The organism is Pigmentiphaga daeguensis, from assembly GCF_039523035.1.
Lineage (GTDB): Bacteria > Pseudomonadota > Gammaproteobacteria > Burkholderiales > Burkholderiaceae_B > Pigmentiphaga > Pigmentiphaga daeguensis.
The window spans coordinates 1-20,664 of record NZ_BAAAEN010000027.1; the positions used below are offsets into that span (position 1 = coordinate 1).

20 protein-coding genes and 1 tRNA gene are annotated in these 20,664 nt (G+C 67.5%); 10 read left to right on the forward strand and 11 right to left on the reverse strand.

Annotated features, from left to right (window positions below; translation table 11 throughout):
• Nucleotides 1-121: 121 nt before the first annotated feature.
• Both ABD104_RS24980 and ABD104_RS24985 read left to right on the forward strand, forming a co-directional pair.
• Complete coding sequence (locus ABD104_RS24980) at nucleotides 122-808, forward strand: tripartite tricarboxylate transporter substrate-binding protein (RefSeq protein WP_425543359.1); 687 nt, start codon at nucleotides 122-124, stop codon at nucleotides 806-808.
• Between the two features lie 2 nt (nucleotides 809-810).
• Complete coding sequence (locus ABD104_RS24985; RefSeq protein WP_087840972.1) at nucleotides 811-1,473, forward strand: DUF4286 family protein; 663 nt, start codon at nucleotides 811-813, stop codon at nucleotides 1,471-1,473.
• Here ABD104_RS24985 and ABD104_RS24990 read toward each other — a convergent pair.
• The 3 genes from ABD104_RS24990 to mfd are packed head-to-tail and all read right to left on the reverse strand — an operon-like array spanning nucleotide 1,448 to nucleotide 6,535.
• Complete coding sequence (locus ABD104_RS24990) at nucleotides 1,448-2,101, reverse strand: TetR/AcrR family transcriptional regulator (RefSeq protein ID WP_087840971.1); 654 nt, start codon at nucleotides 2,099-2,101, stop codon at nucleotides 1,448-1,450. The two genes, ABD104_RS24985 and ABD104_RS24990, sit on opposite strands and share 26 nt — an antisense overlap.
• 59 nt (nucleotides 2,102-2,160) lie before the next feature.
• On the reverse strand, nucleotides 2,161-3,027 hold the full coding sequence (gene serB, locus ABD104_RS24995; protein WP_343928427.1) for a phosphoserine phosphatase SerB: 867 nt from the start codon (nucleotides 3,025-3,027) through the stop codon (nucleotides 2,161-2,163).
• Between the two features lie 22 nt (nucleotides 3,028-3,049).
• On the reverse strand, nucleotides 3,050-6,535 hold the full coding sequence (gene mfd, locus ABD104_RS25000; RefSeq protein WP_132978898.1) for a transcription-repair coupling factor: 3,486 nt from the start codon (nucleotides 6,533-6,535) through the stop codon (nucleotides 3,050-3,052).
• A 69-nt stretch (nucleotides 6,536-6,604) separates the two neighbouring features.
• Between mfd and ispD the strand changes: the two genes are divergently transcribed.
• Genes ispD through ABD104_RS25020 form a run of 4 tightly spaced genes read left to right on the forward strand, consistent with a single transcriptional unit; the run spans nucleotide 6,605 to nucleotide 9,984 of the window.
• Complete coding sequence (gene ispD, locus ABD104_RS25005; protein ID WP_279815005.1) at nucleotides 6,605-7,333, forward strand: 2-C-methyl-D-erythritol 4-phosphate cytidylyltransferase; 729 nt, start codon at nucleotides 6,605-6,607, stop codon at nucleotides 7,331-7,333.
• Entirely contained in the window at nucleotides 7,330-7,881 is a 552-nt protein-coding gene (gene ispF, locus ABD104_RS25010; RefSeq protein ID WP_338618882.1) for a 2-C-methyl-D-erythritol 2,4-cyclodiphosphate synthase, read from the forward strand. The genes ispD and ispF overlap by 4 nt, the downstream gene beginning before the upstream one ends.
• Nucleotides 7,882-7,906: 25 nt before the next feature.
• Complete coding sequence (locus ABD104_RS25015; RefSeq protein ID WP_343928416.1) at nucleotides 7,907-9,001, forward strand: adenosine deaminase family protein; 1,095 nt, start codon at nucleotides 7,907-7,909, stop codon at nucleotides 8,999-9,001.
• Nucleotides 9,002-9,006: 5 nt separating this feature from the next.
• Entirely contained in the window at nucleotides 9,007-9,984 is a 978-nt protein-coding gene (locus ABD104_RS25020) for a Bug family tripartite tricarboxylate transporter substrate binding protein (protein WP_132978896.1), read from the forward strand.
• A gap of 29 nt (nucleotides 9,985-10,013) precedes the next feature.
• On the opposite strand, the gene ABD104_RS25025 is transcribed toward ABD104_RS25020, so the two are convergent.
• The 4 genes from ABD104_RS25025 to ABD104_RS25040 form a co-directional block, all read right to left on the reverse strand.
• The gene (locus ABD104_RS25025) at nucleotides 10,014-11,477 is read right to left on the reverse strand and encodes an aldehyde dehydrogenase family protein (RefSeq protein WP_132978895.1); all 1,464 of its coding nucleotides are present in this window, start codon (nucleotides 11,475-11,477) and stop codon (nucleotides 10,014-10,016) included.
• A complete protein-coding gene (locus ABD104_RS25030) occupies nucleotides 11,477-12,358 on the reverse strand; it encodes a TauD/TfdA dioxygenase family protein (RefSeq protein ID WP_132978894.1) in 882 nt (293 codons plus the stop codon). Before ABD104_RS25030 ends, ABD104_RS25025 begins: the two co-directional genes overlap by 1 nt.
• A gap of 55 nt (nucleotides 12,359-12,413) precedes the next feature.
• Entirely contained in the window at nucleotides 12,414-13,379 is a 966-nt protein-coding gene (locus ABD104_RS25035) for a Bug family tripartite tricarboxylate transporter substrate binding protein (RefSeq protein ID WP_132978893.1), read from the reverse strand.
• Nucleotides 13,380-13,454: 75 nt separating this feature from the next.
• Nucleotides 13,455-14,219 carry an SDR family NAD(P)-dependent oxidoreductase gene (locus tag ABD104_RS25040; RefSeq protein ID WP_132978892.1) on the reverse strand — a complete coding sequence of 255 codons (765 nt, stop codon included), beginning with the start codon at nucleotides 14,217-14,219 and terminating at the stop codon, nucleotides 13,455-13,457.
• A 54-nt stretch (nucleotides 14,220-14,273) separates the two neighbouring features.
• On the opposite strand from ABD104_RS25040, the gene ABD104_RS25045 reads away from it, so the two are divergent.
• Both ABD104_RS25045 and ABD104_RS25050 read left to right on the forward strand, forming a co-directional pair.
• Entirely contained in the window at nucleotides 14,274-15,128 is an 855-nt protein-coding gene (locus ABD104_RS25045) for an IclR family transcriptional regulator (RefSeq protein WP_343928417.1), read from the forward strand.
• 66 nt (nucleotides 15,129-15,194) lie between these two features.
• Nucleotides 15,195-15,271: transfer RNA gene (locus ABD104_RS25050), tRNA-Val, on the forward strand.
• 51 nt (nucleotides 15,272-15,322) lie between these two features.
• On the opposite strand, the gene ABD104_RS25055 is transcribed toward ABD104_RS25050, so the two are convergent.
• Together ABD104_RS25055 and ABD104_RS25060 are read right to left on the reverse strand one after the other, a co-directional pair.
• Nucleotides 15,323-15,604 (reverse strand): helix-turn-helix domain-containing protein, encoded by a 282-nt coding sequence (locus ABD104_RS25055; RefSeq protein ID WP_087840253.1) that lies wholly within the window; start codon nucleotides 15,602-15,604, stop codon nucleotides 15,323-15,325.
• Entirely contained in the window at nucleotides 15,601-15,939 is a 339-nt protein-coding gene (locus ABD104_RS25060; protein ID WP_087840252.1) for a type II toxin-antitoxin system RelE/ParE family toxin, read from the reverse strand. The genes ABD104_RS25055 and ABD104_RS25060 overlap by 4 nt, the downstream gene beginning before the upstream one ends.
• 231 nt (nucleotides 15,940-16,170) lie before the next feature.
• Between ABD104_RS25060 and ABD104_RS25065 the strand changes: the two genes are divergently transcribed.
• A complete protein-coding gene (locus ABD104_RS25065) occupies nucleotides 16,171-16,635 on the forward strand; it encodes a (2Fe-2S)-binding protein (RefSeq protein ID WP_087840251.1) in 465 nt (154 codons plus the stop codon).
• 8 nt (nucleotides 16,636-16,643) lie between these two features.
• Entirely contained in the window at nucleotides 16,644-18,824 is a 2,181-nt protein-coding gene (locus ABD104_RS25070; RefSeq protein ID WP_343928418.1) for a xanthine dehydrogenase family protein molybdopterin-binding subunit, read from the forward strand.
• A gap of 44 nt (nucleotides 18,825-18,868) precedes the next feature.
• Here the strand turns inward: ABD104_RS25070 and ABD104_RS25075 are convergent, their stop codons facing one another.
• Together ABD104_RS25075 and ABD104_RS25080 are read right to left on the reverse strand one after the other, a co-directional pair.
• Complete coding sequence (locus ABD104_RS25075; RefSeq protein ID WP_087840249.1) at nucleotides 18,869-19,597, reverse strand: class II aldolase/adducin family protein; 729 nt, start codon at nucleotides 19,595-19,597, stop codon at nucleotides 18,869-18,871.
• Nucleotides 19,598-19,645: 48 nt separating this feature from the next.
• Nucleotides 19,646-20,638, reverse strand: coding sequence for a tripartite tricarboxylate transporter substrate binding protein (locus ABD104_RS25080; protein ID WP_243724354.1), 993 nt, complete (start codon nucleotides 20,636-20,638; stop codon nucleotides 19,646-19,648).
• Nucleotides 20,639-20,664 lie beyond the last annotated feature (26 nt).

Genomic DNA, 20,664 nt, shown 5'->3' on the forward strand with positions numbered 1-20,664 from the left:
GGCTTGCTCATGTTCCTCAATCAGGGCTTGCAAAACGGCACGAGCCATGAACAGGGGGTAGCGGCGGGAGTCTATATAATCGTCAGGGATGCGACAGATAGGGATAGGGACGACGGGGCCGATGACGGTGAACCCGGCGCTGTACGGGTCGAAGATGCCGTTCGACACCCGCAAGGACCTGGCCATGGTGGGCGTGATCGCCAGCAGTCCCAACGTGCTGCTGGTGCATCCCTCGGTGCCGGCGCGCAGCCTGCAGGAACTGGTCGCCTATGCCCGCGCGCACCCGGGCGGCCTGAATTTCGCGTCGTCGGGCGTGGGGAGCACCAACCACCTGGCCGGAGAGCTGTTCAAATCGCTGGCGCAGGTCGAGATCGTGCACGTGCCCTACAAGGGCAACCAGGACGCGCTGACCGACCTGCTGGCCCAGCGCGTGCAGATCCTGTTCAGCGGCGTGCCGCCGGTGCTGTCGTTCATCAAGTCGGGCCAGTTGCGCGCGCTGGCGGTGGCGGGGCCCGAACCCTCGCCGGCGCTGCCGGGAGTACCCACCGTGGCGCAGGCCGGACTGCCGGGGGCCGAGGTCGTGGCCTGGTACGGCCTGATCGCCCCGGCGGGCACGCCGCGCCCGGTAATCGAGCGGCTGAACGCGGAACTGCGCAAGGCGCTGGCGCTGCCCGAGGTCCGGGCCCAGCTGGCTTCGGCGGGCGCCGACCCCTCCAATGACGGTCCCGAGGCCTTCTCCAGGCTGGTCGATACCGAATTGCAGAGATGGCAGCGCGTCATCACCCATGCCAACATCAGGATGGAATGATCATGCAGGCAACCGGCTTGATCGCGGTCTGGCTACACGTGCCGCCGCATCGCGAAGAAGAGTTCCATGCGTGGTACGAATTGGAGCACATACCCCAGGTGGTCGGGCTGGACGGGTTCGTCAGCGGGCGCCGCTACTATTGCGACGACGCGTTCCCCAAGTTCCTGGCGCTTTATGAGACGCGGGATGAAAGCGTGGAGGACAGTCCCGGCTTCCAGCACGTGGTGACGCATCCGACGCCGTGGTCGGGCCGGATATGGACTTTCTTCGGCAAGGACCGCATCCGGCAGAACCTGGCCCGCCTGGCGTCGGTGGCGCATGGCGGGCATCCGGATCCTGGCGCCGTGCTGCTGCGTGCCTTCCGTGCGCCGCGTCCCCTGGCCGAGGCCGACGGGCTGGAGCAGGGGCGGGCCAGCGCGGAGATTCCGGGCTGCACCGGATACCGGCTGTTTCGCCAGGTCCGCGACCCCGGGCGCTACCTGGAAATCTTCGATTTCGCCGCGCCGGAGCAGGCGGCGGAGCCGGCCCTGGCGGCCTTCTTCGACCGTCCCGCACGGCGCCGCTTCGACGACGGCGCCCGGGACGTGGTACGGCACGTCTATGCGGCCACCGGGACGCCGCTGGTGAAGGGCAGGGGAGTCAGGGGCGCAGGTAGCCCAGGATGACATCGACCATGTGGGCCAGCCGCTCGTCCAGCGCGGCGGGCGCCATCAGGTCGCGGCCGAAGATCTCCGACAGCGTGTACTGGTTGGACAGATAGAAATAGGCCACGCTGGCGATGGAGATATAGAGCTGCACCGGATCGACGCCGGCGCGGAACAGGCCTTGCGCCTGGCCGCGTTCCAGGATGTCGGCCAGCCACTGCACGAAGGGCGAGTGCATGTCCCGCACCTGGGACGAACGCTTCAGGTGCGTGGCCTGGTGCAGGTTCTCGTTGTTGAGCAGGCACAGGAACTCCGGGTTTTCCAGGTAGTAGTGCCAAGTGAATTCGACCAGCCTGCGCACCGCGTCGGGAGGGTTGAGCGCCTCCAGGTGCAATTCCCGTTCGGCCTGGCGGATCGCGGCATAGGCGCGTTCCATCACGGCCAGGAACAGGTCGTCCTTGTTGTTGAAGTAGTAGTAGATCAGCCGCTTGTCGACCTTGGCGCGTTCGGCGATGCGGTCCATGCGGGCCCCGCCCAGGCCCAGCGACGCGAACTCGGCGGTCGCGGCCTCCAGGATGATCTGGCGCGTGCGCTCGGCATCGCGGGTGCGGGGCGCATCCGCCGAGGCCTTGGCTGGGCGTGGTGACATGGCGGGCAAATCCTGAAAATGGGGCTGGACCGTAACACTACAACAGAAGCGGCCGCGGATCAGCCCAGGGTATCCTCGAACCAGTTCAGGATGCCGTCCAGTCCGCAGACGTTCAGCGCGCGGCTGGTCTGCTCGCGCACCACCGGCTTGGCGTGGTAGGCCACGCTCAGGCCGGCCAGTCCCAGCATCTTCAGGTCGTTGGCGCCGTCGCCCACGGCGATCGCGCGCGACAGCGGGGCGCCGTGGCGCTGGGCGAATTCGCGCAGGTGGCGGGCCTTGCCGTCGGCGTCCAGGATGGCGCCCTGCACCTTGCCGGTGAGCCGGCCATTCTCCACTTCCAGCGTGTTGGCGTGCGCCTCGTTCAACTGCAGCCGCTGCTGCAGCCGCCTGGTGAACCAGGTGAAGCCTCCCGACACGAGCAGGGTCTTGATGCCCACCCGCTGCGCCGCCAGCAGCAGGCGCTCGGCGCCCGGGTTCAGCCGCAGCCGTTCCACATAGACCTGTTCCAGCGCCTCCAGCGGCAGTCCCTGGAGCAGCGCCACGCGGCGGGTCAGGCTTTCGCTGAAGTCGGCGATCTCGCCCCGCATGGCAGCCTCGGTGATGGCCGCCACCTGCGGCTTGAGGCCGGCCATGTCGGCGATCTCGTCGATGCACTCGATGTTGATCAGGGTCGAGTCCATGTCCATGGCCAGCACCTTCCAGTCGGCCAGCCGGGCGCCGGGCTCGACGTAGGCCCAGTCCACGCGGGCTTCCTGGCAGTAGGCGGCGACCTGGGCGCGCGCCGCGGGCGTGTCGTCGGCCTCGGTCAGGCGGACGGCGCCGGGAGCGAGCTCGACGATCCGCCGGGCGCGGGCCAGGGCCGAGACGTGTTCGATGGCCGCCTGGGCAAGGTCGGGGGCCTGGATAACGAGATGGGTCATGGGCAGGGGATGGGAAGGGGAAACGGGTTCAGACCAGCGAGCGCAGTACCGTGCGCACGGCGTCCACGCGTGCCTTCAGGTCGGCGCCCTTGATCTCGATGCGCAGCTTGTCCTGGCCCGACAGCCGCATGTGGCGGTTCTTCTGGACCAGGCCGATGACGCGCATCGGATCGATGGGAGGATTGGGCTCGAATTGCAGCACGGCGGCCGATTCGCTGGCGTCGATCTTGATCACGCCCACCGACTTGGCCGCCAGGCGCAGCCGGTGGATCTCGATCAGGGCGCGCGCCGCCTCGGGCAGCTTGCCGAAACGGTCGATCAGCTCTTCCTGGATCGTGTCGATGTCGGCGGCGTCCTCGCAGTTGGCCAGGCGCTTGTAGATCGCCAGGCGCGCGTGCACGTCGCCGCAATAGTCCTGCGGCAGCAGGGCGGGCACGTGCAGGTTGATCTCGGTAGTGGCCGACAGGGGGGCGTTCAGGTCGGGTTCGCGGCCGTTCTTCAGGGCGCGTACCGCCTCGTTCAGCATGTCGGTGTACATCTGGAAGCCGACTTCCTGGATGTTGCCCGATTGCGATTCGCCCAGCACCTCGCCCACGCCCCGTATCTCCAGGTCGTGCATGGCCAGGTAGAAGCCCGAGCCCAGTTCCTCCATGGCCTGGATGGCCTCCAGGCGCTTCCTGGCGTTGCTGGTGATGGCGTCCTCGCCGGGCGTCAGCAGGTAGGCGTAGGCCTGGTGATGGGAACGCCCCACGCGGCCGCGCAACTGGTGCAGCTGGGCCAGGCCGAAGCGGTCGGCGCGATGCAGCACGATGGTGTTGGCCGTGGGCACGTCGATGCCGGTCTCGATGATGGTGGTGCAAAGCAGCACGTTGTATTTCTGCTGGTAGAAGGCCTTCATGACCTGCTCCAGCTCGCGCTCGGGCATCTGCCCGTGCGCGACCGCGATGCGCGCCTCGGGCACCAGTTCCTCGAGCTTGGCGCGGCGGTTGTGGATGGTCTCGACCTCGTTGTGCAGGAAGTACACCTGTCCGCCGCGCTTGAGTTCGCGCAGCAGGGCTTCGCGTATGGTGCTGCCATCCTCGCGCCGCACGAAGGTCTTGATCGCCAGCCGCTTCTGCGGCGCGGTGGCGATGACCGAGAAGTCGCGTATGCCTTCCAGCGACATGCCCAGCGTACGGGGAATGGGCGTGGCGGTCAGCGTCAGCACGTCGACCTCGGCGCGCAGCGCCTTGAGCGCTTCCTTCTGGCGCACGCCGAAGCGATGCTCCTCGTCGATGATGACCAGGCCGAGGTTCTTGAACCTGACCTTGTCCGAGAGCAGCTTGTGCGTGCCGATGACGATGTCGACCCGGCCGTCGTTGATCTGCTCGATGGAGGCGCTGATGTCCTTGGCCGACTTGAAGCGGGACAGCTCGACCACCCGGACCGGCCAGTCGGCGAAGCGGTCGGCGAAGTTCTGGGCGTGCTGCTCGGCCAGCAGGGTGGTCGGGCACAGCAGCGCGACCTGCTTGCTGTTGGCCACGGCGATGAAGGCGGCGCGCAGCGCCACCTCGGTCTTGCCGAAGCCCACGTCGCCGCACACCAGCCGGTCCATGGGCTTGCCCGAGGTCATGTCCTGGATCACGGCCTGGATGGCGGCGGCCTGGTCCGGCGTTTCCTCGAAGCCGAAGGATTCGGCGAAGGCCTCGTAGTCCGACATGGGCAGCTTGAACATATGGCCCTGGCGCAGCGCGCGGCGGGCATAGAGGTTCAGCAGCTCGGCGGCGGCGTCGCGGGCCTGGCCGGCGGCCTTGCGGCGGGCTTTTTCCCATTGGCCGGAGCCCAGCTGGTGCAGCGGCGCGGTCTCGGGATCGGCGCCGCTGTAGCGGGCGATGACGTGCAGCTGCGACACCGGCACGTACAGCGTGCTGCCGCCGGCGTACTCCAGGTGCAGGAATTCCATTTCCCCTTCGCCGATGTCCATGCTGACCAGGCCCTGGTAGCGGCCGATGCCGTGCTGGACGTGGACGACAGGGTCGCCCACGCGCAGCTCGGACAGGTCGCGCACCATGGATTCGACGTTGCTGGCGCGCTCCTGCCCGCGCTTGCCGCGGCGGACGGCGTGGCCCGGGAACAGGTCGCTCTCGGTCAGGAACAGCAGCTTGGGGTCGGCCAGGCCGAAGCCCGAGGACAGCGGCGCGATGCCGATGGCGAAGGACGACGCGCGGCCCAGGAAGTCCTGCACGGATTCGACCGGCTCGGGATCCAGCCCGAACTCGGCCAGCATCTGGGCGATGGTCTCGCGGCGGCCCGCGGACTCGGCGCACAGCAGCACCCGCTGGTCCTGCCGGGCCGCCAGCGCGCGCAGGCGCGCCACCGGGTCCTCGGCCTTGCGTTGCACGGCGACCTCGGGCGGCGCGGTGAAGGCGGGGTGCGGGCGATCGCCCGCCAGGGCCAGGCGGGCGAAGCGTTTCAGGTGGCCGAACAGGCCATCGGTATCCAGGAAGATCCGGGACGGGGGCAGGATGGGACGCTCGCGGTCGCTCTTGAGGAATTCATAGCGGCTGGAGGTGTCCTGCAGGAAGCGCCGGATGGTGTCCTCGGCGTCGCCCAGCGTGACCGCGATGGTCTGCTCGCCCAGGTAGTCGAACAGCGTCGCGGTCTCGTCGAAGAACAGCGGCAGGTAGTATTCGACGCCCGGGAAGGCGATGCCGTTGCCGATGTCCTTGTAGGGCGTGGCGCGCGACGGGTCGCCCTCGAATTCCTCGCGGAAGCGCGCGCGGAATTCGTTGCGCGCGGCCTCGTCCATCGGGAACTCGCGCCCCGGCAGCATCTGGATCTCCTTGACGGGATACAGGCTGCGCTGGGTGTCGATGTCGAAGCTGCGGATGGACTCGATGGTGTCGTCGAACAGGTCCAGCCGGTAGGGCAGGGCCGAGCCCATGGGGAAGAGATCGATCAGGCTGCCGCGGATGCAGAATTCGCCGGGCGCGGTCACCTGGGTGACGTGCGTGTAGTTGGCCAGCGTCAGTTGCGCCCGCAGCGCGGCTTCGTCCAGCCGGTCGCCCTGCTTGAACGAGAACGTGTAGGCCGCCAGGAACGCGGGCGGGGCCAGCCGGTACAGCGCGGTCGTGACCGGTATCGTCAGGACGTCCACGTCCTGGCGCAGCAGGGCGTGCAAGGCCTTCAGGCGCTCGGAGATCAGGTCTTCGTGGGGCGAGAACGCGTCGTAGGGCAGGGTTTCCCAGTCGGGAAACTGGTGCACCCGCAGGCCGGGCGAGAACAGGCGGATTTCCTCGGCCAGGCGCTGGGCGTCGAGCGGGTCGGCCGTCAGCACCGCCAGCGGCTTGCCGGCGCGGCGTGCCAGGTCGGCCAGCAGCCAGGCATCGCCGGCTCCCGGCGGGCGGGGCTGGGCATAGCGTTCGCCGGGCCTGAGCGCGGCCAGCACGGCTTGCGTCAACGCCGAGGGCAGGCAGGCGGCGGGCGTGCTGGCGGAAGGGGAAGACGTGGAGGCTGTACTGGCTGGGAGGGACATCGGTTTCGCGGAAAGAGCGTCGCCCAGGGGCCGGCGCGGGCGTGGCGGCAATTCCGTATTATAGAAGCCATGAGACCGATTTCCCGTTTGATCGCCATCGTGCCGGCCGGTGGCGTGGGGGCGCGCGCCGCCGATCCCGCGCCGGATCCGGCGGCCGCCGCGCCGGTGCGGCCCAAGCAATACCGGCTCCTGGGCGGCCGGCCCATGCTGCGCCATGCCGTCCAGGCACTGTTGCGCGACGACCGCATCGGGCAGGTGGTGGTGGCCGTCGGCCCGGACGACACCCTGGCGGGCGCCGCGCTGGAGGGATTGCCACGCGTGGCCTGCCTGCCGTGTGGCGGCGCCACCCGCGCCGAGACCGTCACCAATGCGCTGGCGCGCTGCGGGGCCGAGGCCGACGACTGGGTCCTGGTGCACGATGCCGCGCGTCCGGGCCTGCCGGCGGAGGTGTTGCGGGCGCTGATCGACGCCTGCCTGGACGACGAGGTCGGCGGGCTGGTGGCCATGCCGGTGGCCGATACCATCAAGACCCAGGGCGGCGGCGCCGTGCCCCGCGTGGCGGGCACCGTGCCGCGCGAAGGGCTGTGGCAGGCCCAGACGCCCCAGATGTTCCGAGCCGGCCTGTTGCGCCGCGCGCTGGCCCATGCCGCGGTGCGCGGGCTGGCCGTGACGGACGAGGCAAGCGCGGTCGAGGCGCTGGGGCTGGCGCCCCGCCTGGTGGCGGGCACGCTGTCGAATTTCAAGGTGACCTGGCCCCAGGATTTCGCCTTGATGGAAAAACTGCTGGACGCATCATGAACAAAGACAAGGACATCGATCCCACCACCTATCCCTACCGCATCGGACAGGGCTACGACGTGCACGCCCTGGTCGAAGGGCGGCCGCTGATCATAGGCGGGGTCCGGATCGAGCATACGCATGGCCTCCTGGGCCATTCCGACGCCGACGTGCTGCTGCACGCGGTCACCGACGCCATCCTGGGCGCGGCGGGGCTGGGCGACATCGGCCGCCACTTTCCCGATACCGATCCCGCCTATGCCGGCGCCGACAGCCGGCTGCTGCTGCGCACCGCGATGCAGCGGGTAAGCGAAGCGGGCTGGCAGGTCATCAACGTCGACGCGACGGTCCACGCCCAGGCGCCCAAGATCGGCCCCCACGCGCCCGCCATGGCCGCCAACATCGCCCAGGACCTGGGCGTGCCGGGGGCGTGCGTCAACATCAAGGCCAAGACCAACGAGGCCCTGGGTTTCCTGGGGCGCAAGGAAGGCATCGCCGCGACCGTGGTCGCGATGCTGGCGCGCAAGCCCGATCCCTTCCTGTACAAGGACCTGTACGCGGGGGATTGACCCCGCCTGGATGGAGTTGCCGGACATGACCGAACCCCGAGTTTCCACCGAGGCCGTGCGCGCCTTCTGTCACGCGCTGCCCAAGGCCGAGCTGCACTGCCACCTGCTGGGCGCGCTGCGCCGTTCCACCTTCCACGAACTGGCGGGCGGCAAGGGCGGGCTGTCCAGCGAGCAGATCGACGGCCTGTATGCCCACGGCGAGAAGCGCCAGGGCGCGATCCCCGGCCTGCGCGCGCTGGAGGACTACGGCCTGCGCACGCTGGACGATTTCTACCGCGTGACCCGCGAATACCTGGAGGATGCCCGCGCGCACAACGTGCTGTACGCGGAGTTCTTCTGGAATCCCACGGGCTCGGTGCGCGGCTCGGGCCTTTCCTATGCCGCCATCCAGGACGCGATGGTGCGCGCCATCCACGACGCCGAGCGCGACCTGGGCATCGTCGGGCGCCTGGTGCCGGCCATCGACCGCGAGGCACCGCCCGCCGCCGCGGTGGAAATGGTCGAATGGATGGTGGCGGCCCGGCGCGACGAGGTGCCGGGCATAGGCATCGACTACCGCGAGGCGCTCGGCCCGCCGGAGTGGTTCGAACAGGCTTACGCCGACGCTCGCCGCGCGGGCCTCAAGACCACCGCCCACGCCGGCGAGTACGGCCTGCCGTGGACCAACGTGCAGACCGCGCTGGACGTGCTCAAGGTCGATCGCATCGACCACGGCTACACGGTCGTCGACCAGCCGGAACTGGCGCGACGCTGCGTCGAATCGGGCATCGTGTTCGCGGTCGTGCCCGCCAATTCGTACTACCTGCGCACGCTGCCGCCGGACCGGTGGGCGCTGGACCATCCCATTCGCAAGATGCGCGCGATGGGCCTGCGCATCCATCCCAACAGCGACGATCCCACTCTGCACAACATCACCCAGACCAAGGCCTGGACCATGATGGTCGAGGACTTCGAGTTCCCCGTCGCCGACCTGCGCGACTTCATGCTGAACGGCCTGGCCGGCGCCTGGGTGGACGCGGGCCAGCGCAAGGCCTGGAGCGCCGACTGGAATCGCCGCTTCGACGACTTGCACCGGCAGCATTTCCGCACCCCGGCCACTCCCTCCCACTCTGCTGCCTGACGACCATGACCACCATACGACGTGCTTTCCTTGTTTCGGCCGTGGCGCTGGGATGCGCCGCCACCGCGCAGGCCCAGACACCCTGGCCGGCCAAGCCCATTCGCCTGATCGTGCCGTTCACGGCCGGCGGCAGCACCGACGGCATCGCGCGCCTGGTGGCGCAGAAGCTGGGCGAACGCCTGGGGCAGTCGGTCATCGTCGACAACGTCGGCGGTGGGGGAGGAACCATAGGCACCTACCGGGCGGCGCAGGCCGAGCCCGACGGCTACACGCTGTTGCTGGGCGTGGACAGCCCGGCGGCCATCGCGCAGTACGTCAATCCCCAGTCGGTCAAGTACGACACCGCGCGCGACCTGGTCGCCATCGGACTCATCGCGACCCAGCCCATGGTCATCATGGGCCGCCCGGGCCTGCCGGCGGACTCCTTCGCCAAGGTGCTGGAGATGGCCAAGGCCCAGCCCGACACGCTGACCTACGCCACCTCGGGCATAGGCACGGTGCTGCACCTTGCCATGGAGATCATCCAGCAGCAGGCCCAGGTGCGCCTGCGCCACGTGCCGTACCGCGGCGGGGCCCAGGCCACCACCGACCTGCTGGGCAATCAGGTCGACCTGGCCATCCTGGCCTCGGGTTCGGCGGTGCCGCTGGTGGCTGCGAAGAAGGTGAAGGGCCTGGCCGTGACCACCGCTCAGCGCCTGCCCACGCTGCCCGACGTGCCTGCCATCGGCGAGCTGCCGGCCCTGAAGGGCATGGCGATGACGGCCTGGATCGGCCTGTTCGCGCCTGCGCGCACGCCGGCGAGCGTGGTGGCCAGGTTGAATTCGGAATTGAACCAGGTGCTGCAATTGCCCGAGGTCAAGACCAAGTTCGCCGAACAGTCCGTGGCGCCGGGAACCGGCAGCGCGGCGCAGTTCGGCGACTTCGTCAAGAAAGAGCAGGCGCGCTACCAGCGCATCGTCAAGGATGCGAACATCAAAGAGTGACGCGGTGCCGGGGCGCGCGCCCCGGCGTGCTACAGGGCAACGTGCACGTTCTTGACCTGGGTGTAGGACAATAGTTCCTCCAGGCCTTCTTCGCGCCCCAGCCCCGATTTCTTGTAGCCGCCGAAGTTGGCGCCCAGATAGTGGGCGCTGCTGGTGTTGATCCAGATGTAGCCCGCTTCGATGCGCTGCGCCAGGCGGTGCGCGCGAGCCAGGTCCCGGGTGTAGATCGATGCGCTCAAGCCGTAGTCGACGCTGTTGACGTCGGCGATGAGCTGGTCTTCGTCGCTCCATCTGATGACCGACAACACCGGCCCGAAGATTTCTTCGCGGAAGATCCGCATGGCCGGCGTGACGTCGGCGAAAACGGTTGGTTCGATGAACCAGCCCTTGGCCAGCGCCGGGTCGTCCGGCCGCTTGCCGCCGGCGACGAGGCGGGCATCTTCGGAAATGCCCAGCTGTATGTAGGACATGACTTTGTCGAACTGGGCCTCGGAAATCAGGCAGCCCATGGTGGTGGCGGGGTCGGTCGGCAGGCCGCAGCGATGCAGCTTGGGAAGCTGCGCGCAGAGGCGCTCGAGGACGGCGTCGTACAGGGAGTCGTGGACGAACAGCCGCGAGGTGGAGCCGCACGACTGGCCCGCCCAGGTGAAATTCATGCCGTTGATCGCGCCCTGCACGGCGGTTTCCAGATCGGCGTCGGGGCAGACGACCAGGGGGTTCTTGCCGCCGAGCTCGAGCGTGACCGGCATGATCTTGTCGGCGGCATTGCGCAGGATGGCGGCACCGGTGCCGGCCGAGCCGATCAGCGCAACCTTCCTGACCGTCGGATGAAGCACCAGGGCTTCGCCGCAGTCGCTGCCGCCGGTGACGATGTTCAAGGTCCCCGGCGGCAGGATGCCGTCGATGATCTCGGCAAAGCGCAGGGCCGATAGCGGCGCTTGATCCGGCGCTTTCATGATCACGCTGTTTCCCGCCGCCAGGACGGGCGCCATCTTGCCGGCAAGAAACATCAGGGGGTGGTTGTAGGCGACGATGCGCGCCACCACGCCCAGCGGTTCGCGCATGCTGTAGTTCAGTCCCCGATCCGCGGTCGGTATGGTCTCGCCCTTGAGCTCGTGGACCAGGCCGGCGTAATAGTCGATCTGCGCCGCGGCGTTCAGGGCGTCCGGCCGCATGCGCTGGATCGGGTTACCGCAATTGGCGGCATCGAGATGGGCGAGTTCGTCCGCGTGGTCGCGGACCCGCCGCGCGATTTCGCGCAGCCGCGCGCCGCGCTCGGCCGCCGGCAGCCGGGACCAGGCGAGGAAACCCTGGTGGGCGGCCTCGGCGGCGGCGGCGATGTCCTCGGCGTTGGCTTCCGGCGCCTGGGCCAGGATTTCTCCGGTCGCGGGATTGAACGTGGGACGATAACCGCCGGCCGGTTCGTGCCACTTGCCCCCATAGTAGAGCGCGAGCCGCTTGGGCAGGGGAGGGGCGGTAAGTGCTTGGGTCATCAGGAAATCCTCTCGCCCTTGACTGTGATGCGGCGCAGCTTGCGCAGTTCGCTGGCGTCGAAGTCGCCGCGGGCGTGCAGCATGCAGCGGTTGTCCCAGATCAGCAGGTCGCCCGGCGTCCAGGTATGTTCGTAGATGAATTCGGGTTGTTCCTGGTGGTCGAACAGCGACTCGAGCAGCGCGTCGCTTTCCTCCCGGGGCATGCCGACGATGTATTCGGTCATGAGGCGGTTGACGTAAAGCGCCTTCCGGCCCGTGACGGGGTGCGTGCACACGACGGGCTGGGCATAGGAGCGGACCTGGTCCGACGCCCGCGAACTGCTCAGGCGCATTGCTGCCGTCGGCGCGCTGGTCCCCGGCTCGTAGCTGTTGACGGCCTTGAGCCCGGCCAGGTGCTGGCGGGTGGCGGCGGGAAGCGCATCGAACGCCTTGTACATGTTGGCGAACAGCGTGTTGCCGCCTGTTTTCGGGATGGACATGGCATACAGCATGGTCGCCATCGACGGCTTCTCGACGTAGCACATGTCGGAGTGGAAGAACATTTCGCCGTCGGGCAGGGCGCCGATGTACTGGCCGTCCTGTTTCTCGTTGGTGATGTACATGATGGCGGGATGGCCCTTGCTGATCGCGTATTCCCCCTGCGTCGTGGCCAGTTCGCCGAAGTTTTCGCCGAACCGGACCTGCTCGAGTTCGTCGAGCGATTGGTTGGGCAGGTAGAGCACCCCGTGGGCGTGCCAGGCCTCGAGCAGCCGCTTCAGCGTTGCGGCCGGCAGGGGGCGGGAGGCGTCGACGCCTTGGACCCGGGCGCCCAGCGCCGGCGAGAGCGGGTGTATCTCGGGACCGGCGGACGATGATGATGGGAGACGCTGTGTGGCGCTCATGTCTAAGCTCCTTTGGAATCGCGGCGGGGCCGCGGATGATCGCTGTGCATTGCCGTTACTCGGCGGAGATGTGGGCCGTCTTGATGACGTGCCGCCATTCGTCGAGCTCCGACGAGAGCAGCGTTGCAAGCTCGCTCGGCCCGCCAGGCGTCGGGATGATGCCCCGCGCGAGCAGTTCCTTCCTGATGTCGGGATCGTCGAGCAGTGCGAGCAGTTTCCGGCTGAGCCGGTCCACGGTTTTCTGGGGCGTCGCGCGGGGGACGAATACGCCGAGCCAGTCGTAATTGTTGAGGCCGGCGATGCCGCTTTCGCGGAAGGTGGGGACGTTGGGAGTCCACTGCGAACGTGTGTCTCCCGTCGTTGCGAGCATCTTGAGCTTGCCCGAGGCGGTCATCGACAGGACGGAATGCAGGGGGAACAGGGCGAACTGGACCTGGCCGCCGATCAGGTCGGTGACAGCGCCCGCGGAGCCTTTGTAAGGAATGTGCACGACGTCCATGTCGGTGATCTGCCGGAGCTGTTCGGTGCGCAAGTGATGGGGAGTGCCGGTCCCGGGAGTGCCGTAGTTGAGCTGGCCGGGTTTCTTCTTGGCGAGCGCGACGAAATCGCCGATCGTTTCCACCGGCAGGGCCGGGTTGACCACGGCCGCGACCAGCATCTTGCCGATGCGGACCACCGGCGCGAAATCGTGGACCGGATCCCAGGTCAGGTTGGTGTAGAGCGAGCTGATCATGGCCATCGTGTTCGGCACGAACAGGATGGTGTTGCCGTCTGGTGCCGCCTTGGCGACCGCGCCGATGCCTATCGTGCCGCTGGCGCCGGTGCGGTTCTCGACGACGACCGCCTGGCCGAGGGCTTGCGACAGCTTGGGCGCCATCAGCCGTGCGGCGATGTCGCTGCCCGTGCCCGGTGTGGTGGGCACGACGATGGTAAGGATTTTCGAGGGGGGTTCCTGGGCGTGCGAGGGAACCAGCGCCGATAGCAGCGCGGCATGCAGGATGAAACCAAGCAATTTCTTCACGTTTGTCTCCTTTCCGTGGTCGAGTCGGCGGGTGCTGCGCGAAGACCGGCCCGCCGGGGCCCCGTCTGCGCGGGTTCAGTGCAGGCAGTTGCCGCCATCGACGACCAGGGTCTGGCCGGTGATGAAGTCGCTGTCCGGTGAGGCGAAGAACACGACGGCGCCGGTCAGGTCCTGGGGGGCCTGGACCCGTTTCAGGGCGCGTACGGAGGCGGCGTCGTTGCGCATCTTGAGCGTGCCCGCGTCGGGACTTTCTTCCGAGAGCGTGCTGCCCGGAGCCACGCAGTTGACGCAGATGTTGTGGGCGCCGACTTCGTTGGCGAGCGTCTTGGTGAAACCCAGGACGCCGGCTTTCGATGCCACGTAGTGGATGCGGCCGGGCGAACCCTTGATGGCGGTGCTGGAGCTGATGTTGATGATCTTGCCGTAGCTCCGTTCCCGCATGTGGGGGATGACCGCGAGACTGGCGAGCCAGGCGCCTTTCAGGTTGACGCTCATCATGCGGTCCCATTCTTCGATGCTGATCTGGTCGAAGGCCGCGCGCGACATCGGCACCGTGGCGAAGATGGCCGCGTTGTTGACCAGGATGTCGATCTTGCCGAAATGCTCGACCGCCGAGGCGGCCATGCGCTTCACGCTGTCCGGGTTGGAAACGTCGGTCTGGATCGCCAGGGCTCGGTGGCCGCCGGCGACCAATTCCTGCGCGACGGCCGAACCTGCCTCGCCATCCAGTTCGGCAACGACGATCGCCGCGCCCTCCTGCGCCAGGCGGTGGGCATAGGCCTTGCCGATGCCGTGTCCGCCGCCGGTGACGATGGCTACCCGTCCTTCCAATCTACTCATTTCGTCTCCTTTTTGTCCATATAACGGACTCAATATTTATCTTATGGACAATTATTGGAACTGTCAATTTCTGAGATAATTGTCCGTACAGAGGACAAAACAAGTATCCGCGAACGAGCGGGGGAACATCGAATAATGGGAATAAAAAGAAAACCGGCATCCACGAGCCAGAACGAAAGTGTCCGCGCGGTCAGCCGAGCGCTGGACATCCTGAAGGCCTTCACCGTGCAGGATCCGGAGCTGACGGCAACCGAATTGCTCGACCGGGTCGACCTGAGCCGGCCAACGCTTTACCGCCTGCTCTACACGCTCGAAGACAGCGGTTTTCTGGTCTCCTCGGGCGATCCGCAGAAGTTCAACCTGGGCCCCGCCGTTGCGCACTTGTCCCATGTCTGGACGGCGTCGCTGAATCTGGCCGAGTTGGCCGAGCCGGTACTGCGCAACGTCTGGAAGCTGACGGGCGAGACGGTGGCGTTATTCGTGCGGCAGGGCGACTACCGCCTGTGCATCGCCGAGTTTCCGAGTGCACACGCGCTGAGTTTCAAGCGCGGGATCGGACACCGGGAACGCCTGGTTTTCGGCGCGAGCGGCCATGCGATCCTGGCGCATATGGAGATGACGCCGCAGGAGCTGAAGGACTATCTGGCAGGGGTGGACGTGGACTTCGATGCCTATCGCGCGGAGCTGGAGTTCGTTCGCAGCCATGGTTATGCCGTCAGCAAGGAAGAACTGCTACGCGGCGCGGTGTCGATCGCCGCTCCCTTTTTCGATAAACCGGGCAAGGTCGCTGGGGCGATCGTGGTTTTCGGTCCCAGCGCCCGCCTGGGGAAAGAACAGGTCGATGAAATCGCTGCGCTGGTGTCGCAAGAGTCGCGTACGTTGACCCGGCTGTTGTGCGGCAGCGCGTGAGGCGATCACTGTTTGACACTCATGAAAAAAACCATGTAGAATTTAATTCTTCGCTGCACAAACAGCAGGCGCGTAGCTCAGTTGGTTAGAGCACCACCTTGACATGGTGGGGGTCGTTGGTTCGAATCCAATCGCGCCTACCAGATTCCAGGGGCCCGGTACGAATTTTCGTGCCGGGCCTTTCTGTTTTGGGGTCAGGTGGATTCCAGGATCCGCATCTCGATGTGCAGCCCGGCGGCCGTCGCCATGTTCACCAGAGCATCGAGGCCAAACAGGTTGATCTTGCCACGCATCAGATCAGAGACCCGCGGCTGGGTTACACCGAAGAGCTTCGCGGCCTGCTGCTGGCTCATCTCGGTGCGGGCGATGTGGTTCTTCAGCGCTGTCATGAGGACCGAGCGCAACTTCATGTTCTCCGCTTCTTCCGGGGTGTCCTCGATCGCATCCCAGACGCTGGTAAAGCGTTGATTGCTCATAGCCTTAGTTCCTTCAACAAATCGCGGTAACGCTTGGACGCCAATTCCAAGTCCGCCTTGCTGGTTTTTTCTGTCTTCTTCTGGAAGCAGTGAAGGACATAAACGGCATCAGCGAACTTGGCAATGTATATGATCCGGAACGCTCCTGCTGCGTCACGAATCCGGATCTCCCTTACACCTTGGCCCACGGTGGGCATGGGTTTCCAGTCGTCCGGCTCCTGGCCATTCTGTACCTGATCAAGTTGATGGCCGGCCTCGCGTCTAGGTCCAAGCGGAAACGCGCGGAGGTCGTCAAGGGCACTGCCTCGGAACTCGACGGATTTGGGATTTACCATGCATGAATTATACAAAATTTTGTATTTTTGAATAGAGGCATTGACGTCGGAGATTCACGTCGATGATCGAGCGACGGGTCATAGCGGCCGCGCTATTGATGAAGATGAGCACGTTCAAAAATCGTGGAATTTACGCCACCTATCCGCTAGCATGGGACCGAAGCGGCCGCTCGCAGAAACCCGGCCGCGCCGCCTGGCCCAGCGTAGCCAGGAACATCCAAGGAGGAGTCCGTGATCGAATTCATGCTCAATGGCAAGCAGGTGTCGGCCGACGTCGCCGACGACAAGCCCCTGCTGTGGGTGCTGCGGGAAGATTTCCAACTGACCGGTACCAAGTTTGGCTGCGGCATGGCGCAATGCGGCGCCTGTACCGTGCATTTCAACGGCCAGGCCACGCGTTCCTGCGTGCTGCCGGCGGCGGCCGTGAAGGGCGCGTCGGTCACCACGATCGAGGGGGTGATGGAGACCCGTGCCGGCCAGGCGCTGCGCCAGGCGTGGATCGCGCACCAGGTGCCCCAGTGCGGCTACTGCCAGTCGGGACAGATGATGACCGCCGCCGGCATGCTGGCGGGCGCGGACGGGCCGATGTCGCGCGAACAGGTGCTGGAAGGCATGGCGGGCAATCTGTGCCGCTGCGGCACCTACAACCAGATCGCCGACGCGGTGGTCAGCGTCGCCCAGAAACCCGCGGCATAGGAGGCGCCATGGAAACGAACAAGCTCACGCGCCGCGCCTTCATCGCCGGCTCGGGCGCCGCCGCGGTCGGTATCGTGCTGGGAGGCTGGGGCGCCGCGCGCGGCGGCCTGGCTGGCCTGCTGCCCGAGGCGGCAGCCGCCACCGTCCGTTTCAGCCCGGTGGCATGGGTCGCGCTGTCGCCGGACAATAGCGCCGTGGTCTATTCGCCCGCCTCGGAAATGGGGCAGGGCACGATGACGGCGATTCCGCTGATCCTGGCCGAGGAAATGGAGCTGGACTGGAGCACCGTCCGGGTCGAGCAGGCGCCCGCCGATCCCCGGCGGTTCGGCAATCCCGGTTTCGGCGGTGCGATGGTGACGGGCTCCTCGCGCACGGTGAAGGGCTATTACGAGGCGCTGCGCCTGGCCGGCCTGCAGGCCCGGCTGGTGCTGGCGCAGGCGGCCGCCGACAAATGGGGAGTGCCCGCCGCCGAGATCCGCGCCGAGCGCAGCACCCTGGTCCACGGCCCCAGCGGCCGCCGCATGACCTACGGCCAACTGGTCGAGGGGGCGCGCGCGCCGCAGACGCTGCCCAAGGTGGACAAGAGCATGCTCAAGCCCATGTCCGCCTTCACCCTGATAGGCAAGGAGCTGCCGCGGGTGGACGTGCCGGACAAGTCCGGCGGCGGTGCCCGCTTCGGCATCGACGTGCGCCTGCCCGGCATGCTGTGGGCCGCGGTGCTGCATACGCCGGTGCAGGGCGAGCAGCCGCTGGAGGTCAAGGATGCGGCTGCGCTGGCGGTGCCCGGGGTCCGGAAAGTGGTCCGCCTGCCGGGCGGGGTGGCGGTGGTGGCGGACTCGTTCGCCACGGCCCGGAAGGCGCGCGAGCTGCTGGAGGTGAAGTGGAGCGAGCAGGCCAAGGGCCGGTCCTACGATAGCGAGGCCGCGCTGGCGGAATTCGTCGCGCGCGCCGAACGCCTGGACGAAGCGGGCGCGGTCTGGCACAAGCACGGCGACGCGGCGGCGAAGATCGCCGGGGCGGCGCGTGTCTTCCGCGCCACCTATACGACCGACCATGTCGCCCACGTGACCATGGAACCCATGAACTGCACGGCGCGCGCGCAGGGCGACGCCATCGAGATCTGGGTGCCGTCGCAGTCGCCGTCGGGCGTGATCGGCATCGTGGCCGCGGGCGCGGGCTACAAACCCGAGAACATCACGGTCCACATCACGCTGCTGGGCGGCGGCTACGGCCGGCGCGCCGAGGCCGACTACAGCCTGCATGCGGCGCTGCTGGCCAAGGCCATGCCCGGCGTGCCCATCCAGGTCATCTGGACCCGCGAGGACGATTTCCTGCGGGCTCGGCCGCGCCCGATGACGGCCCAGCACCTGGTGGCGGGCGTCGACGCGCAGGGGCGCATCATCGGCTGGCGCCATCGCCTGGTGTCCGAGAGCATCATGGCGCGGACGGCGGCCGCCGCCTACGAAAAGTCGGGTGGGCGGGATTCGCCCGTCATGGAAGGCGCCGACGGCGTCTACGGTATCGCCGATCAGTTGATCGAGCACGGCCGCGAACAGCGCGGCGTGGACGTCAGCTTCTGGCGGGCGGTGGGAGCCGGCTACACGAAGTTCTCCATGGAGTCCCTGATCGACGAGATCGCCACGGCCTCGGGCAAGGATCCGCTGCAGTACAGGCTGGACCTGACCGCCGGCCAGCCGCGCGCGCAGGCGGTGCTGCGCGAGGCCGCCACGATGGCCGGCTGGGGCCGCGATCGGGAGGCCGGCCGCGCGCTGGGCCTGGCTTTCTCGGATGCCTGGAACACCTTCATCGCGATGGTGGCCGAGGTGTCGCTGCAAGAAGGCCGCCCGGTGGTGCATCGCATCTGGGCCGCGGTCGATTGCGGCCATGCGATCAGTCCGGCCAACATCCGGGCCCAGGTCGAGGGCGCGGCGCTGTTCGGCCTGTCGGCGGCGCTGGGCGAGCGCCTGGTCTACAAGGGCGGGCAGGTGCAGCAGCACAACCTCGATACCTACACGCTCCTGCGGGCCAACCAGGCGCCTGCGGTGCAGGTGAAGGTGATGCCGACCGACAATGCGCCGGGCGGCATGGGCGAGGTGGGCTTGCCGCCGGTGGCTCCGGCGGTGGCCAACGCGGTGGCCAGGCTCAGCGGCAAGCGGCTGCGCAGCCTGCCGTTCCCGACGCTGGCCTAGGCGAAGGGATTCCGGTCGGGCGGTATGCGCCGCCCGGCCGGGACTCAGCCTTCCATCGCCTTTTTCTTCCACAGCTCCCAGGGGCGGAACATCACGCCGGCCATCATGGTGTCGGCCTTCAAGGCTTCCTCTTCGTCCAGGTAGGTGATCTCGCCGCCCAGCCCGATGGCCTTCTGTTGCAGGGCCGCGTTGCTTTCGGTGTACATCGCGCGATAGACCGCGATGCGCACGTCGCTGCCGACGGTGACGAAGCCGTGGCCGCGCATCAGCGAGATGTTCTGCCGGCCCAGGGTCTTGGCCAGCTCCTTGCCGTGTTCGCGGTTACGCACCAGCAGGTCGGTCGCGCCGAAACAGCAGCGGATGTCGAACACCGGCGCGCCGCCCGACAGGAAGCCGGCCATGTGATAGATGGGCCGCAGCCGCACCGACGAACTGGCGAAGGGGATGACCGAAGGCGAATGGCTGTGGACCACCGCGTTCACGTCGGGCCGGGCGCGATAGATCTCGCCATGGATGTAGCGTTCGAGATAGGGCGTGCGTGTTTCGCCGGCCACGGGCTCGGATTCGGCGTCGAATTCCATGATGTCGGCGGCGGTGACCAGTTCCGGCGCGAGCGAGCGCGACAGCAGGAAATGGCCGGGCCGTTCGGGATGGCGGACGCTGACGTGGCCGAAGCCGTCCAGCACGTTGTACTTGGCCAGTACGCGGTTGGCGACGACGAGATCGTCGATCACTTGCTGCAGCGAGCCGGCGGTCGGGGTAGGGGTGGACATGGCGATACCTGACGAGAGAAGTAAAAGAGAAGAGGGGCGGCGGCGCGGCTATTCCAGCTTGATGTTGGCCCGCCTGGCCAGTTGCCCGTACATGGACAGGTCCTTGTCCACCTGCCGGGCCATGCCGTCGGCGCCCAGGGCGTCGACTTCGTAGTAGCGCGACTGGAAGTCCTGGCGCAGCTTGGGGTCCTTGAGCGTGGCCATCACCGCCTGCTCGATGCGGCCGCGCACGTCGGCCGGCGTGGCCGCGGGCGCGAACAGTCCGAACCAGACGCTGATGTCCAGGTCCTTGAACTCCGGGGTTTCCGCGATGGCCGGCACGTCGGGCATGAACGACAGGCGCTTGGCCGAGGCGACGCCCAGCATGCGCAGCTTGCCGGTCTTGGCATGGGGCGCCATGTTGGGGATGGTGCTGAACAGGATGGGTACCTGGTTGCCCAGCGCGTCGCTGACGGCCGGGGCGCAGCCGTTGTAGGGCACGTGCACCATGTCGACCTTGGCGCCCTGGTTGAAGGCCTCGCCGGCGAAGTGCTGGGGCGAGCCGTTGCCGCAGGACGAGTAGTTGGCCTTGCCGGGGTTCGCGCGCAGGTGGCTGACGAGTTCCGCCACGGTGCGGGCGGGATAGCTGCTATTGACCCCGACCGCGACCGGCGAGGACACGAGCTGGGCGATGGGCCGCAGGTCTTTCCTGACGTCGTAGCCCTGGGTGAAGTTCAGCGCGGCGTTGATCGTGATGGTGCTGTTGGTCAGCAGCAGCGTGTAGCCGTCGGCGGCGGCGCGCGCGACGTAGTTGGCGCCGATGTTGCCCGAGGCGCCGGCGCGGTTGTCGACGATGACGCTTTGTCCGTTGAACTGGCCGGCGATGTGCGTGGCCAGCAGGCGGGCCACGGTGTCGGCGCCGCCTCCGGCCTGGAACGGCACGACGATGGTGATGGGACGGGACGGATAGGCGCCGGGCTGGGCGTGGGCCGACGCGGCCAGGGCCGCTGCCAGGGCGAAGGCCAGGAAGGCCCGGCGGGGGCGGGGCATGCGCGGGGTCATGGTGAGTCTCCTGTCTGCGCCGGCGC

Bases quoted from the DNA above. Each gene is read 5' to 3' on its own strand.
- ABD104_RS24980 (WP_425543359.1), top strand. From the start codon at position 122: ATGACGGTGAACCCGGCGCTGTACGGGTCGAAGATGCCGTTCGACACC.
- ABD104_RS24985 (WP_087840972.1), top strand. From the start codon at position 811: ATGCAGGCAACCGGCTTGATCGCGGTCTGGCTACACGTGCCGCCGCAT.
- ABD104_RS24990 (WP_087840971.1), bottom strand. From the start codon at position 2,101: ATGTCACCACGCCCAGCCAAGGCCTCGGCGGATGCGCCCCGCACCCGC.
- mfd (WP_132978898.1), bottom strand. From the start codon at position 6,535: ATGTCCCTCCCAGCCAGTACAGCCTCCACGTCTTCCCCTTCCGCCAGC.
- ispD (WP_279815005.1), top strand. From the start codon at position 6,605: ATGAGACCGATTTCCCGTTTGATCGCCATCGTGCCGGCCGGTGGCGTG.
- ispF (WP_338618882.1), top strand. From the start codon at position 7,330: ATGAACAAAGACAAGGACATCGATCCCACCACCTATCCCTACCGCATC.
- ABD104_RS25015 (WP_343928416.1), top strand. From the start codon at position 7,907: ATGACCGAACCCCGAGTTTCCACCGAGGCCGTGCGCGCCTTCTGTCAC.
- ABD104_RS25020 (WP_132978896.1), top strand. From the start codon at position 9,007: ATGACCACCATACGACGTGCTTTCCTTGTTTCGGCCGTGGCGCTGGGA.
- ABD104_RS25025 (WP_132978895.1), bottom strand. From the start codon at position 11,477: ATGACCCAAGCACTTACCGCCCCTCCCCTGCCCAAGCGGCTCGCGCTC.
- ABD104_RS25030 (WP_132978894.1), bottom strand. From the start codon at position 12,358: ATGAGCGCCACACAGCGTCTCCCATCATCATCGTCCGCCGGTCCCGAG.
- ABD104_RS25040 (WP_132978892.1), bottom strand. From the start codon at position 14,219: ATGAGTAGATTGGAAGGACGGGTAGCCATCGTCACCGGCGGCGGACAC.
- ABD104_RS25055 (WP_087840253.1), bottom strand. From the start codon at position 15,604: ATGAGCAATCAACGCTTTACCAGCGTCTGGGATGCGATCGAGGACACC.
- ABD104_RS25060 (WP_087840252.1), bottom strand. From the start codon at position 15,939: ATGGTAAATCCCAAATCCGTCGAGTTCCGAGGCAGTGCCCTTGACGAC.
- ABD104_RS25070 (WP_343928418.1), top strand. From the start codon at position 16,644: ATGGAAACGAACAAGCTCACGCGCCGCGCCTTCATCGCCGGCTCGGGC.
- ABD104_RS25075 (WP_087840249.1), bottom strand. From the start codon at position 19,597: ATGTCCACCCCTACCCCGACCGCCGGCTCGCTGCAGCAAGTGATCGAC.
- ABD104_RS25080 (WP_243724354.1), bottom strand. From the start codon at position 20,638: ATGACCCCGCGCATGCCCCGCCCCCGCCGGGCCTTCCTGGCCTTCGCC.